The 13,891-nt window shown below is 41.8% G+C and carries 12 protein-coding genes; 9 read left to right on the top strand and 3 right to left on the bottom strand.

Annotated features, from left to right (window positions below):
- The first annotated feature begins 367 nt into the window (after window positions 1-367).
- The 7 genes from ugpB (at window position 368) to Q0A08_RS15395 (ending at window position 7,025) form a co-directional block, all read left to right on the top strand.
- Window positions 368-1,666 (top strand): sn-glycerol-3-phosphate ABC transporter substrate-binding protein UgpB, encoded by a 1,299-nt coding sequence (ugpB, locus tag Q0A08_RS15425; protein ID WP_438462405.1) that lies wholly within the window; start codon window positions 368-370, stop codon window positions 1,664-1,666.
- A gap of 118 nt (window positions 1,667-1,784) precedes the next feature.
- Complete coding sequence (ugpA, locus tag Q0A08_RS15420; protein WP_438462404.1) at window positions 1,785-2,660, top strand: sn-glycerol-3-phosphate ABC transporter permease UgpA; 876 nt, start codon at window positions 1,785-1,787, stop codon at window positions 2,658-2,660.
- Window positions 2,661-2,715: 55 nt separating this feature from the next.
- Complete coding sequence (gene ugpE / locus Q0A08_RS15415) at window positions 2,716-3,564, top strand: sn-glycerol-3-phosphate ABC transporter permease UgpE (protein WP_438462403.1); 849 nt, start codon at window positions 2,716-2,718, stop codon at window positions 3,562-3,564.
- Between the two features lie 5 nt (window positions 3,565-3,569).
- Window positions 3,570-4,634 carry a sn-glycerol-3-phosphate ABC transporter ATP-binding protein UgpC gene (gene ugpC / locus Q0A08_RS15410; protein ID WP_438462402.1) on the top strand — a complete coding sequence of 355 codons (1,065 nt, stop codon included), beginning with the start codon at window positions 3,570-3,572 and terminating at the stop codon, window positions 4,632-4,634.
- A gap of 54 nt (window positions 4,635-4,688) precedes the next feature.
- Window positions 4,689-5,420, top strand: coding sequence for a glycerophosphoryl diester phosphodiesterase (locus Q0A08_RS15405; protein WP_438462401.1), 732 nt, complete (start codon window positions 4,689-4,691; stop codon window positions 5,418-5,420).
- A gap of 35 nt (window positions 5,421-5,455) precedes the next feature.
- Entirely contained in the window at window positions 5,456-6,214 is a 759-nt protein-coding gene (locus tag Q0A08_RS15400; protein ID WP_438462400.1) for a DeoR/GlpR family DNA-binding transcription regulator, read from the top strand.
- 7 nt (window positions 6,215-6,221) lie between these two features.
- On the top strand, window positions 6,222-7,025 hold the full coding sequence (locus Q0A08_RS15395; protein WP_438462399.1) for an HAD-IIB family hydrolase: 804 nt from the start codon (window positions 6,222-6,224) through the stop codon (window positions 7,023-7,025).
- Between the two features lie 128 nt (window positions 7,026-7,153).
- Here the strand turns inward: Q0A08_RS15395 and Q0A08_RS15390 are convergent, their stop codons facing one another.
- Entirely contained in the window at window positions 7,154-7,396 is a 243-nt protein-coding gene (locus Q0A08_RS15390; RefSeq protein WP_046015533.1) for a glutaredoxin domain-containing protein, read from the bottom strand.
- 271 nt (window positions 7,397-7,667) lie between these two features.
- Between Q0A08_RS15390 and Q0A08_RS15385 the strand changes: the two genes are divergently transcribed.
- Together Q0A08_RS15385 and Q0A08_RS15380 are read left to right on the top strand one after the other, a co-directional pair.
- On the top strand, window positions 7,668-8,468 hold the full coding sequence (locus tag Q0A08_RS15385; protein ID WP_438462398.1) for a 4'-phosphopantetheinyl transferase family protein: 801 nt from the start codon (window positions 7,668-7,670) through the stop codon (window positions 8,466-8,468).
- A gap of 172 nt (window positions 8,469-8,640) precedes the next feature.
- A complete protein-coding gene (locus Q0A08_RS15380) occupies window positions 8,641-9,270 on the top strand; it encodes an isochorismatase family protein (protein WP_438462397.1) in 630 nt (209 codons plus the stop codon).
- Window positions 9,271-9,408: 138 nt separating this feature from the next.
- Here the strand turns inward: Q0A08_RS15380 and Q0A08_RS15375 are convergent, their stop codons facing one another.
- Both Q0A08_RS15375 and Q0A08_RS15370 read right to left on the bottom strand, forming a co-directional pair.
- On the bottom strand, window positions 9,409-11,610 hold the full coding sequence (locus Q0A08_RS15375) for an AAA family ATPase (RefSeq protein ID WP_438462396.1): 2,202 nt from the start codon (window positions 11,608-11,610) through the stop codon (window positions 9,409-9,411).
- Window positions 11,611-11,791: 181 nt separating this feature from the next.
- The gene (locus Q0A08_RS15370; RefSeq protein WP_438462395.1) at window positions 11,792-13,792 is read right to left on the bottom strand and encodes a HAMP domain-containing methyl-accepting chemotaxis protein; all 2,001 of its coding nucleotides are present in this window, start codon (window positions 13,790-13,792) and stop codon (window positions 11,792-11,794) included.
- Window positions 13,793-13,891 lie beyond the last annotated feature (99 nt).

The raw sequence follows: 13,891 nt of genomic DNA, 5'->3' as shown, positions 1-13,891 counted from the left end.
TTAGTTTCAAATTTATGTATTTTAAGGTTTTCATTGTTTCGAACGAAAATCAATCTTAAATGTTACAAAATTGTTAAATTTACAAAAATTAGGCATCCAATCGAAAATTTATTGTAATGAAACGAAAATAAAATTGATTTCATATGAGCTTTTTAATGATGATAATTATAAGTCAATCAAAAAATGTTCGTTCGAAAGTAAATTATAGCTTTCATTTGAAACTAAAGTTAGGTAAAACATAAAACGGAATCAATTTTTGCTGCTTTTTTGATCGATTAACAACTCGATCGGTTAAATAGAAGTGTCATATTTGATTGTTAAATTTCGCCTCGAATTACAAAAATAAGCTCATACGAGGAGCCTTGTTATGCAAAAACGTAAATTATCTGCCCTGCTGTTAGGTGCATCTATTGCTAGTTCTGGTTTTGCTGCGACTGAAATTGAATGGTGGCACGCCATGGGTGGTGCACTGGGAGAAAAAGTTAACGAAATCGTTGCTGACTACAATGCCTCGCAAGATGCTTTCAAAGTGAAAGCAACTTATAAAGGTAACTATTCAGAGACAATGACCTCAGCTATTGCCGCTTTTCGTGCTAAGCAACAACCTGAGCTTGTGCAGGTTTTCGAGGTGGGTACAGCAAGTATGATGGCAGCTGAAGGCGCTATTTACCCTGTACACAAACTAATGCGTGATTCAGGGCAAGCTTTTGACGGCTCTAAATACCTAAGTGCTGTGACAGGTTATTACACAGACAATGATGGCAACATGTTGTCTATGCCATTCAACAGTTCTACTCCTGTGCTTTATTACAACAAAGCTATGTTTGCTAAAGCGGGCGTAACGCCACCTAAAACCTGGGAAGAAATGCAAAGCGTGGGTGAAAAACTGCTGGCTTCTGGCGCGAAATGTGGCTTCACTACTGCATGGCAGTCTTGGGTACATCTAGAAAACATGAGCTCACGTCATAACCAACCTTTTGCAACCAAAGCAAATGGCTTTGGCGGTATGGACACACGTTTAGCCTTTAACAGCCCTTTGCATGTGAAGCATGTGAGCAAGATGGGTGAATGGCAGCAAAATGGCATCTTTAGCTATTCAGGTCGTCGTAACGATGGTTCAGCTAAGTTCTACAGCCAAGATTGTGCCATGTATACCGAATCTTCAGCGGGTTACGCAGGCATTAAGAAAAATGCCAAGTTCGATTTTGGCGTCGTTGAGTTACCTTACTGGTCGGGCGAAGTTAAACAACCCTCTAATACTATCATTGGTGGTGCCTCTTTATGGGTACTTAAAGGCCATAAATCAGAAGAATATAACGGTGTTGCGTCTTTCCTAAACTACCTTTCATCTGCTGATGTACAGGCAGATTGGCACCAATTCAGTGGTTACCTTCCTATCACAACAGCGGCTTATAACTTGACTAAAGGTGAAGGCTTTTATGCTAAAAACCTAGGAACAGAAATAGCCGTTCAACAGATGACTACAGGTACACCAACTGAAAATACCAAAGGCTTACGTCTCGGTAACTTTATCCAGATCCGTGGTGTGATTGATGAAGCCCTAGAATCTGTTTGGAATGGTGAAGCTGATGCGCAATCTGCACTGGATAATGCAGTGAAGCGCGGCAACATGATGTTGAGCAAATTTGAAAAAGCGAATAACTAGTTAAGGTTAGAACGCGTGCTAGCGTTTGAAACCTTGATTGTCATCGTAACAGTTTTCATCCTATCGCTTTGAAAGGATAGGGTGAGAACTACCGCTAAACCCGATTTCTGGAAACACCATGAATGTTACTTTCCCCCATAAAACCTTGCCTTGGCTTTTGATCGCGCCGCAACTCTTGGTGACTTTGATCTTCTTTTTATGGCCAGCAGGACAAGCCGTAGAGCAGGCTTTCTATCAAGAAGATGCGTTTGGTCTTAGTCGTGAATTTGTTGCTCTTGAGAACTTTATTGAGCTACTGCAAGACCCTTATTACTACAACTCTATTGGCGTGACACTCTTCTTTAGTTTTGCCGTTGCCATAAGTGGTTTATCTATCGCGTTAGTGTTGGCCACCATGGCTGATCGTATTATTCGTGGACAAATGGTGTATCAAACTTTGCTGATTTGGCCATATGCCGTGGCACCTGCATTGGCGGGTGTGCTGTGGTGGATATTGTTTGACCCAGCCCAAGGGCCGATTGCTCTGTGGCTTGAATATATGGGCATCGAATGGAACCACTTTATAAATGGTGGTGACGCCATGATCTTGGTTGTGGTCGCCGCTACTTGGAAGCAAATTAGTTATAACTTCTTGTTTTTCTTAGCGGGTTTACAGGCTATCCCGCGTTCTTTGATTGAAGCGGCGGCGATAGATGGCGCAGGCCCTGTAAGGCGTTTCTGGGATATCGTATTTCCATTGTTATCACCCACGGCTTTCTTCTTGTTGGTGATGAATATTGTGTACGCCTTCTTTGAAACCTTTGGTGTCATAGATGCCACCACAGCGGGTGGTCCAGGGCAGAGCACTAAGATATTGGTTTATAAGGTTTATGAAGACGGTTTTGTCGGCCTTGATTTAGGTGGCTCTGCTGCTCAGTCAGTTATTTTGATGATGATAGTTGGCTTGATGACAGTGGTTCAATTCCGCTTTATTGAACGCAAGGTACAGTATTAATGAGACAGTTTAAATTGATAACAGAATTGATGAAAATCCATCTAAGGAGATCGGTATGATAGAGAATCGTCCTTGGTTAACTTTTATCAGTCATAGTGTTTTAATTTTAGGCATTATTGCCGTGGCGTTGCCAATTTGGGTTGCTGTTGTCGCCTCGACTCATCCTGCTGACGCGTTTGGTCAGGGTAGTGTGCCGCTTTGGTTTGGTAACTATGCCACTGAAACTTGGCAAACCGTGCTCTTTAGCGCGGCAGGCAATGGGGTTGATGTACCGGTTTGGAAAATGATGTTTAACTCCCTCGTCATGGCACTAGGGATCGCATTTGGTAAAATTGTTATCTCTTTGATATCTGCCTATGCCATTGTTTTCTTTCGCTTTCCCTTTAGGTCTTTGTGCTTCTGGCTCATTTTTATGACCCTAATGTTGCCTGTGGAAGTACGCATTCTTCCTACCTATGAAGTGGTTGCAAAGCTTAACCTGCTTAACTCATACACGGGTTTAGCGCTGCCATTGATTGCCAGTGCTACGGCAACCTTCTTATTCAGACAGGCCTTTATGGCCATGCCTGGAGAATTGGTGGAAGCCGCTCGTATGGATGGTGCTGGCCCGATACGTTTCTTTTTTGACATTCTATTGCCGCTGACTCGCACTAATATAGCGGCCTTGTTTGTCATCTTGTTTATCTATGGATGGAACCAATACCTTTGGCCCTTGTTGATCACCACAGACGATGCTTATTACACCTTGGTGATGAGTATTAAGCGTATGGTGTCGGTTGCAGATGGCGCAATCGAATGGAATAGCATTATGGCCACCACAATTTTAGCCATGTTACCCCCGGTTGCTGTCGTTATCGGCATGCAAAAAATGTTTGTTAAAGGTTTAGTTGATTCGGAGAAGTAAGCGCCATGGCTGCAGTTGTTTTAAATAAAGTGGGCAAAAAGTACCCAAACGGTTTTCATGCGATTCCAGCGGTCGATCTGGATATCAAAGATGGTGAATTTATTGTTTTAGTCGGACCTTCTGGTTGTGGTAAATCGACGCTATTGCGTATGGTTGCAGGACTTGAAACCATTACCAATGGTGAGCTAAGTATCAATGGCACTCGTATGAATGATAGAGAGCCGGCTGATCGTGATATTGCTATGGTGTTTCAAAGCTATGCGCTTTATCCCCATATGACAGTGGCTGGCAACATGGGTTATGGCCTTAAAAATCGTGGTGTAGACAAAGAGACCATAGAACAAAAAGTGAATGAAGTGGCTAATATGCTGGATTTAACTCACTTGCTAGAACGTAAACCTAAGCAGCTATCTGGTGGTCAAAGACAAAGGGTTGCCATGGGGCGTGCCATGGTTCGTGATCCTCAGGTTTTCTTGTTTGATGAACCTCTATCAAACTTAGATGCCAAACTTAGGGTGCAAATGCGAGTAGAAATTCGCCAATTACAGTGTCGGTTAGGCACAACCACCTTGTATGTGACTCATGATCAAGTGGAAGCTATGACCTTGGCTGATAGGCTGGTGGTACTGAATCAGGGGCATGCTGAGCAAATCGGTTCACCGCTTGAATTATATGAGCGCCCAGCGACCCCTTTTGTGGCGGCTTTTATAGGATCGCCTGCCATGAATTTATTTTCGGCTACCTTAGACTCAAACAGTTTAGTTTTAGGTGAAAATGCGGAAGTTATTTTAAAAACACACCATGAATTTAACGGACAAGTCACTTGGGGAATACGACCAGAGCATCTGGTGGTTTGTGAAGGCGGTGCAGATTTCAAAATGCGTGTAAAAGCAGTTGAATCTTTAGGGGCAGAAACCCTAATATATGGCGCCATTGATGGGGTGAACCAGGATCTAGTTTTACGTTTATCTGGCCCACATCAACCAGAAATTAATAGTGAAATAGGCTTACAAGCACCACAGGATAAATGGCACTTGTTTGATGCTAATACCCAACAAAGACTCCCGTAATTAGGAGTGGTTAGGCCTGTATTACAGGTCTAGTTTTTATTTAGGAAAAGAATAATGACATTTGAAACAAAAGTGATGGGACACAGAGGGGCAGCTAAGATTGCGCCAGAAAACACCTTAGCAGCAATCAGTGCAGCAGCGAAAGCTGGCACCCAATGGGTTGAGATTGATGTCACTTTAGCGGCTGACGGCCTTGTTATTTATCATGATGACACCTTGGACCGTTGCTCAAACGGTACTGGTTTAGTGAAAGAAAAAACGTTAGCTGAACTAAAAACGTTAGATACAGGCCTTTGGTTTGATGAAGCCTTTGCTAACGAAAGAATCCCTACCTTGGTTGAAGCTCTAGAGCATATCCAAGAGTTGGGTTTGTCTTTGAACCTTGAAATCAAATACGAACAAGAAGATGTAGATAGCATAGTGCCTGCTGTTATGGTTACTTTGGCTGAACACTGGAAAGATAAGTCTAAGCTTTGTATTTCAAGCTTTAACGAAGCGGTATTAGTGCGAGTACGCAGCTTAGATGCGGATTTACGACTAGGGCAGCTGTATGAAGACATTCCGGCGAACTGGTCTGAGACATTGGCTAATATCCAAGCCTTTAGTCTTAACTGTGACCATTCTTTACTTAAAAAAGACACTGCATTAGCGATTAAAGAAGCGGGTTACCTACTCTTCTGCTACACAGCTAATGACCCAGAACTAGTGGTTGATCACTGGTCATGGGGTATGGATGCTGTCATTACCGATGATCCAAGCATCTTTTTTAATACCGGCATTAAATAACCAGCGGGCTGATAGCCACAAAGCGGAAAAATCTAATGAGTTTAAGTGAGCGTCAAAACCAAATTCTTAACTGGGTACAACAGGTTGATTATTTGTCGATTGAGACCCTAGTGGAACGTTTTGACGTTTCTTCTCAGACTATACGTAAGGATGTGAACCATCTGGCCGAATTACACCTAATTCGCCGTCAGCATGGGGGCATTACCTTGATGTCGACCGCTGAGAACCTGCCTTTTGATAACCGCCAATATTTAAATGGCAATGCAAAACAGAAAATTGCCAACGCCTTAGTTGCTCAAATTCCTGATGGGGCCTCCTTGGTACTTGGGGTGGGAACCACTGTGGAGTATGTGGCTAAGGCTTTGGCGAATCATAAAGACTTGCAGGTTTTTACCAATAACCTGACGGTTGCAGGTATCTTGTGCGCTTTTCCAAATATTCAGGTCAGAGTGGCTGGTGGCAAGATGCGTCACTCTCACCGAGACCTAGTGGGGGTAGAAACAATTGAGTTTCTACGTGAGTTCTATTTCGATTTCGGCATCATAGGTTGTGGCGGCCTTGACGAAGAAATGGGTGTGCTTGATTTCGACCCAGAAGAAGCGGCTATTAGTCGTGTCATCATAGAGCAAAGTCGACATAATGTGCTGGTCTGCGACCAACACAAATGGGGGCGTAAGGCTATGGCGAGAGTTCAGCCTTTTAGCCATATCAATCAATTCTTTACCGACGCAGTGAGTGCTGAACAAGCCGCTCTGTTAGCTCGTCATAATGTAGATTTAAACCTGATAGATTAGATAACTCATGCCTGATAAAAAGATAGTAAACCTTGAGCAATTAAGTGACACTCAGCTGGCTCCGATCAAATATATATTGACGGATGTAGACGACACCCTTACCTGGGAGTCCGACTTACCCACAGCAACCTACCAAGCGATGAGTAATCTAATCGAAGCAGGTTATGTCTTGATTCCTGTTACCGGTGGCTGTGCTGGCTGGTCTGACCTAATGGCGCGCATTTGGCCTGTTTCAGGGGTGATAACAGAAGGTGGAGCTTGTTTTTTACAGAAACAGATTTCAGGAAAATTAGAATATCACTACTGGCATACTGCCGAAGAAATGCAGGCGAAAAAACTAGAGCTACTGTCTGAGGTAGAGGCCTTATTACCTGAATTCGCGCCTTTAAAACTGGCGCAAGACCAAGCTTATCGCTTAACCGATGTGGCGGTAGATTATGCACAAGATCAGAATCCACCTTTACCAGAGCTTAGAGATGCCTTGCTTGCAAAGCTTCATGGCCAAGGTATACAGGCTAAAGCGAGTTCGATTCATATTAATATCTGGCATGGTGAATATGATAAATTTGCCATGGCCGAAAGAGTGCTAAAACAGCACTATGGATTGAGCCATGTAGAGATGCTAGAGCAAGTCATTTATGTGGGCGATGCGCCAAATGATGAAAGTATGTTTGCACAATTCCCTATCAGTGTTGGCGTGGCGAATATAGGTAAGCATCTAGCTAATATGACACATCAGCCTAGTTGGATCACCCATAACCCAGGTGGACATGGTTTTGCAGAACTTGCTGCCAAGTTGTTGAATAAATAAAAATTTATAGACTAATTCCTACTAGACCACCTGTATTAGAAAACGAAAAAGCCCATCGAAAGGGAAACGAGGGGCTTTATGTTTTCTGTGTCACTTTTGCTCGTCGATCTGTATGAGCCTATGCGAAATTATGCAGCTTGAGTATCTAAGCTCGCATTCAAATCATCAAAACCACCCACATAGTCTTTGCCTTTAAAGATCTGAGGCACAGTGCGTACTTCTTTACCGACCAAGGCAGACAGCGCATCTTGGGTAATGCCTTCATCATGAATATTCACATAGCGGTACGGCAAACCTTGCTCGTCTAAAAGCTGCTTAGCGCGACGGCAAAAACCACAGTTATCATGACCAAAAATAGTGTAACGAGACATAATCAATTCCTCTTAATCTTGTAAAACCGAGTGTTTAATCTGAGTGCTTAGCAGTGCGTTTGGCCAGTGCTTAAGCGATGTAGTCATATTAGGGAATTAGAGTTATTAGGTGAAATTAATTAAAACTAATTGAGTGTTAGGTTTTAGCTATTTTGACTTAAGCCTTCTTTATTGGCATAAAATCTTGCAAAGGTTAGTATTCATTTCATAAGAATCATTCTCAATTTCTATTACTGTTTTTGCCATGCTTCATGATCACAAGGACTTTGCTTTGCTCGACTCCTCACCTCTCTCTTCTCAACTTAATGTGTTTTTAAAGCAGGTCTTACCGCAAGATGTGTTTTCTCACTTAATTGCGCTTGAGGTTTCTGAAGAGTTTAGGGATGGGTTATTAAAACAAGGAATTGCGCTTAATGTGGCAGATGGTGCAGTGCTTAAGCGCCAGTGCGAGTATTTAGCGGGTCGTTTCTGTGCCAATGAAGGTTTGAAGCAGTTGGAGCACAAGCTTGCCATTGAGATAGTGAATAAAGAGGTAGCTACAGGTAAAAACCGAGAGCCTTTGTGGCCTCAAGGTGTGCTAGGTGCCATTAGTCACTCTAGTCGCTTTGCCATGGCTGTGTTGGCTCAAGATAAAGGCATTTACCTAGGTATCGGAATCGATATTGAAGAAGAGATGACTGAGGTTTTAGCTTGTGATGTATCGGGTCAAATCATGTCAGAGAAAGAAAAACGATTAAATAAAAGGTCTGATGGCTTTGACAATAAAAGTTTTGTCACCTTGATTTTTTCAGCAAAAGAGTCGATTTTTAAAGCCTTGTATCCCAGTGTTGGCGAGTACTTTGGCTTTGAAGCCTGCGAGTTAATTGGGCTAGACCTGGCTAAGCAGAGTTTATGTTTTCGCTTAACTCAAGATCTATCTAGCTATTGGCAAACAGGAAGTATTCTAAATGTCTCTTACTTATCTATGGATGACATGCTTGAAGCAAATCTCAGTTCAAATCCAGATCAAAGGAATGACTTAAAAAAGCCAGTTGCTAGTTGGTTAACATGGATCTGTGTTCAGAAGGCCTGAGAGTAATTTTGGCTTTCCCGTTGTTTCTTTCTTTTCCTTTTTCTTTTTTTGGCGCTTTTCTCTAGCTGCATTGTTTCCTAATCATTGCTTTTGGATGTCAGACTGATTTAATATTGCGAGAATGATAATTATTATCAATAAAAGCTAAACTTAATAAGGATGATGAAAGACAATGGCTATCCCAAGAATTGCTCAGTATGAACTGCCTGCAACAGAAACCTTTCCTGCGAATAAGGTTAAATGGACAATTGACCCAGAAAAGGCCGTGCTGCTTGTTCATGATATGCAAGATTACTTTGTGAATTTCTTTGATACACAAGCCAGCCCTGTGCCAGCCCTTGTTGAAAATATTGCGGAACTGAAGAAAGTCGCTAAAGCCGCTGGTATTCCTGTCATTTATACGGCGCAGCCAGCAAACCAAGATTTAGAAGAACGAGCATTACTTACAGACTTTTGGGGGCCAGGCTTAAAGCAAGATACTCAAGTCATTGAGGCATTAGCACCAGAAAATGACGATATTCAATATACTAAATGGCGTTACAGTGCGTTTAAAAAGTCACCTTTGCTAGATTTTCTTAAAGAAGAAGGTCGAGATCAGCTAATTGTGTGCGGAATTTACGGACACATAGGTGTGCAAGCAACAGCGCTGGATGCTTTTATGATGGATATTAAGTCTTTTGTTATTGGTGATGCGATTGCAGACTTTAGCTTGGAAGAGCATCAAGGCACATTGGATTTTGTAACAGGACGCTGTGGTTCGGTGAAAAGCTTAGAACAGGCAGTGAGTGAGATCGCTAGTTAAAAAAATACCTAGGGAAGGTGACAAGCTTCTTTGGTTTGTTCACCTTCCCTAGAAATAGCTGCTCTTTGATGGCAGCTTTATTTCCCCCTTTCTTTATTCTTCTTATAGTGTTTTTTACTAATTGATTTAAAAGGTGTTTTACTGTTTTAGGTAGACTTTCCTTGTCTCTTTAACAGCATTAATTATTAGGGGTAAGGCATCGGATAACTCGATTGGCCGAGCCAGTTGCTCATCTTTCTGGTGATCTGATAACTCTGGTTTAAGGGCAAGAAATGCATGGTAAATAGGTAAAAAGTAGCTTCTTAGGTAGGTGTTTTTATCACTATTTTCAGACATAAGCTGATCAAAAAAATCCCACTCCTTTTTGGCTATTAAAAGGAGTAATAACTCCATTAACCAAGCCTCTTCTAACGTCCATTCAGCTTCTATATTTATCCTTTCTTGCCCATTTTTTAGGGTCTTGAATTTGAGGTAACTCATTAATAAAGAATGAGATTGCTTACGACAGCCTTCTAATAGGGTGGCAAAGCTTGCTTGAATTAAGAGCAAAGGAGAAGTCTCTTGCGCCTGCACAATGACGACTTGCATGGATAGCCGGTAAGCCTGCTTTGTTTCTTGTGCATGACTGAGATATAGGGAGACCAGCTTATCTTCAACGTGAAAACCCTTAGATTGAGCCAGTTGGCAAATGGCTAACTTGATACGATAAGCAAGGTTGGCCTCAAGTTCTGTATTAGCTAAATCAAATAGGCTCAATAAACCTAGGTAAGCTTGTTCATAACCCTTGCTTGCAGCGGTTAATAAAAAACTTAAGCGCTCGCCCGGTAAGTACGCCTTAAAGTATTGGCTAGCACTGTCGCAGTAGGCTTGGCCGTCTATTTCACCTTCGCCTTGTTGTAAAAATGCATGATGAAATAATGCTTCTAGCTCTGTTTGGCTCACATCTTCATTTGTTTTAAGGGCTTCTTGATAAGCCAGTGATTGCAAGCGAGAGCGAACCACTGTGTTATTTTGCTGAACCTTGTATTCGTCCATATAGGGAATCGACAGGCTGAAATAACTTAGCGTATTAAGACTGTGGGTAATTAACGTTTGTGTTTTTGGAGAGGAAAAGCGCATTAAGTAACTGATATGAAAGCGCTTATCTGTGATTCGATAAAAGAGGTTTTTATTTTGGCTGGGGATTTTCTCTACCCAGGTTTGTTTTTCTAGCTGGGTTAATTGGGCCGAAATCGTTTTACTGGCAAGATCACACTCTTGAGTAAGCTGGGCTACCTTGATTGCCTGCCAATGGCTGGCGAGAGTATGCACTATTAGCTGTTGTTGAGATGAGAGGTGCTGCATTTTAAAGTCATATTGAGCCTGATAATGGTGTAATACATAGCGCAAATAGTGATAGCTGGTTTGAAGGGCGGTATCTAACATGGCTTGGGAAAAATATGCCAAAGTTTGAGCATTGGCATGGCTGAAGCGCCTTACTGCCTCTAACTTATGAGCTGCAAAATTGAGGCAGTTCTGCTCAACTTGATATTTTTGCTCTACGCTGAGCTGTCCCTTACTAGATTGTCCCTCGCTTGATTGTCCCTCGCTTGACTGCTTCTTGCTCGATTGATTCTTTAGGGCCTTGTTAGCTTGGCTTGGTGCTTTATGCAGCATGTCTTTATGAAGCAAGCTAATGAGTAGTTTATAGGCCAATGTCTTGTCTAATTGGGGGATATCCAAGCTGACAAAAGGTTTAGCTAATTGGCTGTTCTGCTGGCAACTGGCGATCAAGCGATAATAAGGTTGCTCTATGGTGAGGATATTTTTGACAAAAAATAAATTGTCAGATTTATCTAGTTGTTTTAAAAGAATATCTAGGTTGTCTATCAAGAGGATTAATCTGCTGTTGGTGCTATTAATCTCTTCAATTAGGCTGGGCCAACTAATGTTTTCGCTAGGGTGGAAGAGGTTTGTTAACTCTTTAGAATGATTGCTTCTAAGTTTGCTTAAAATGCGTGAGCACAGATCCTTGATAGAACGAATACCGTATTCATATTCGTTCAGCCTCACTATGAGCGAAGTCTTCTTATGGGGCTCTTTGTTTGTCGTCTGCTCTTTATTTTCTTTTAAGTGCTGAGCAAGCTGTTTAATTAACTGGCTTTTTCCTGAGCCCTTTTCCCCTCTTATGAGTAAGTGCTCTTGTGCTTTTAACTGCCCATTTTTATTTGATCCTAGCTGTGTTAAAAAGCTTTTTCCCTTATGGTAAATAATTGAAAATAAAGAAGAATAAATACTGACCTTGGCGTTTTCTTCTTGCTCTTCGTTCTTGTTCTTTGTGGGCTTAGTTAATAATGACATGCCTCATCCCTGATCTGGATTTTAGTACCCAATACAGCTTTCAAGTGAGGCTAAAGCGCCCAACCTGAAAAGGAATACAGATGAGATAAAATTAGTTGGCAAAATATTAATTGTCAAAAAAATAAATGAAATTTTGACAATAAATATTTTGTTAGTGATTTTTAGTGGTCTTTGCTCTCTTTTAGAGCTTGAAAGCACTCACTAGGGACTTCTGTTTGCTTGCCAAGCTTTCTAAGTCTTGGCTATGTTGGTTATTGGCTTTAGAAGACTGAGCAATATCATCTGCTACAGTCACAATACGATGGATATTTTCATTAATAGAGTCCACTTGGGTGTTTTGCACTTGGACTGCTTCGCTGATGGATTGGTTGGATGCATTGACGGCATTGATGGCTTCACTGAGTTCACTATAAGACGCGTTAATTTGATCGGCGATATTGGCCATGGATTCGGTTTCTGATTGGCTGGTGGCCATAGCCTTGAGTACTTGATCGGCGCTTTGTTTTAGTTGCTCGACAATACTTTCAATATCATGAGTGGCAGTTTGAGTGCTACTGGCTAAGGTTCTTACTTCATCTGCGACAACGGAAAACCCACGACCATGCTCACCCGCACGGGCGGCTTCGATAGAGGCATTCAGTGCCAGCAAATTCGTTTGTGAGGTGATGTCTTGGATGCTGCTGACAATATCACCTATCCCCGCAATTTCTTTGACTAAGGATGCAATGGATTGATTTGCTTGCTGCATTTCAATGCCCATTCTATCTGCAGAAGCCTTGTTATTATTAATGCTCTGGCTATTAGCTTGAGCCAGTTTATGCAGATGTTGCACTTCTTGATTGGAAGTTTGAGCGTGATTAGCAACTTGGCTAGCACAATTATGAAGCTCTTCGATGGAGCTTTTCATGTCATTGGTTTCTTGGTGCTGATAGCTAATCTGTTTATCGGTTTTCTGGTTGTTAGAGCTGGTTTCTTGGCTAACCCCAGCAACCTCCTCTGAGACACTCGCAAGTTGTTGAATAATATCAATAAGCTTGATTCTTAGTGTGTTGATTTGAGTGGCGATTTGGCCAAATTCATCAGTCTTATTTAGGTGGATATTCTTGCTTAAGTCCCCTTGAGTCATTTTTGCTAAATTCTTCATGATCAAAGAGAGAGGGCGTCTAATACTGTTGACGGTTGAAAAGCCAATAAAAAGAGCGGCGCTAAACGAGATAACCAGAAAAATGGTTTGGATTTGGCTATAGCTTTGATTGCTGCTGACCGTTGATTCGTAGGTTTGTTGAGATAATGCTGAAATAGCTTGGCTTAACTCTGAAAAGTGAGAGTCGGCTAAATTTACTTCTTCGGCTAAGGATTTCTGTAAGTTCACGCTGCGGTTTTGTTGGGCTACGACAGGGGTAAGTTTGGCGTATACCCCCTCACTGTCATTAAGGGTGAAGTCCATGAAGTCGATATAAAACTGCATTCGGTCGAGAATGATATCGCGATAGCCACCTAACTCTTTTAGGGTGTTTAACATGGCGGCATGTCTATCTGTTTGTAGGGCTAGAATACGCTCGTATTCGAATTTGTCGGTAATGGCCAAAGTGATGTTAATGTCGCCAACAAACTCCTTGTTGATTTGATCCATAAATTGAAAGCTATAGCGATCTGATAGCGCTTCATCAGGGCTTAAATCTAGTGTCAGCTCTTCCACATCTGAATGATAAAACTCCCATTCTTCTTTGAAGTTTTCTAAGGCACTAATTAAGGCGATTCCTTGGCTACTTTTAAGGTTGTTGTCATCCTGTAGCATTAAACCCAAGCCAAAGGTTTGCTCGCTGGCAGGGAGAGCCAAAGCTAGCTGCTTTTCTAATTCGGGGTAATCAATTAGCTGTTGTTCGAGTCGTGTTTGAGTTTGGTTAAATTGGTTTTTAATCTCTTCGAAATCAGTCTGAATACTTTCTCTTTGTGCTGCTTCTGTGGTGGACAAATGCTGCATAGTGAGTTTGTTGGCTTGTAAAAGCTGTTTTGATAACTGGTTTATATTATTACTAATAGGCATCAAGGAATCGAGCTGAAATGCTTGCTGGGATAATAAACTTGCCTGATTCATAAAGCTCACAACCGCTTGGGAAAGCATGAGCAATAATAAGATAACAAAGCCAATAATGGTTTTTTGGACAACAGTAACTCTCATCTTAGGACCTACCTATCGACAATTAGACGCAAAAACGTTGATTAACGTATATGAGTTATAAGGGATAAAAAAAGGCGCAATCCAGTGGATTACGCCTTC

Source organism: Marinomonas sp. PE14-40, from assembly GCF_051623805.1.
Taxonomy (GTDB): Bacteria; Pseudomonadota; Gammaproteobacteria; order Pseudomonadales; family Marinomonadaceae; genus Marinomonas.
The sequence above is the reverse complement of the archived record's forward strand: the minus strand, read 5'-3'. Positions and strand labels throughout refer to the sequence as shown.

Excerpts from the sequence above, each read along its gene's own strand:
- ugpB (WP_438462405.1), top strand. The coding sequence starts at position 368 with ATGCAAAAACGTAAATTATCTGCCCTGCTGTTAGGTGCATCTATTGCT.
- ugpA (WP_438462404.1), top strand. The coding sequence starts at position 1,785 with ATGAATGTTACTTTCCCCCATAAAACCTTGCCTTGGCTTTTGATCGCG.
- ugpE (WP_438462403.1), top strand. The coding sequence starts at position 2,716 with ATGATAGAGAATCGTCCTTGGTTAACTTTTATCAGTCATAGTGTTTTA.
- ugpC (WP_438462402.1), top strand. The coding sequence starts at position 3,570 with ATGGCTGCAGTTGTTTTAAATAAAGTGGGCAAAAAGTACCCAAACGGT.
- Q0A08_RS15405 (WP_438462401.1), top strand. The coding sequence starts at position 4,689 with ATGACATTTGAAACAAAAGTGATGGGACACAGAGGGGCAGCTAAGATT.
- Q0A08_RS15400 (WP_438462400.1), top strand. The coding sequence starts at position 5,456 with ATGAGTTTAAGTGAGCGTCAAAACCAAATTCTTAACTGGGTACAACAG.
- Q0A08_RS15395 (WP_438462399.1), top strand. The coding sequence starts at position 6,222 with ATGCCTGATAAAAAGATAGTAAACCTTGAGCAATTAAGTGACACTCAG.
- Q0A08_RS15390 (WP_046015533.1), bottom strand. The coding sequence starts at position 7,396 with ATGTCTCGTTACACTATTTTTGGTCATGATAACTGTGGTTTTTGCCGT.
- Q0A08_RS15380 (WP_438462397.1), top strand. The coding sequence starts at position 8,641 with ATGGCTATCCCAAGAATTGCTCAGTATGAACTGCCTGCAACAGAAACC.
- Q0A08_RS15375 (WP_438462396.1), bottom strand. The coding sequence starts at position 11,610 with ATGTCATTATTAACTAAGCCCACAAAGAACAAGAACGAAGAGCAAGAA.
- Q0A08_RS15370 (WP_438462395.1), bottom strand. The coding sequence starts at position 13,792 with ATGAGAGTTACTGTTGTCCAAAAAACCATTATTGGCTTTGTTATCTTA.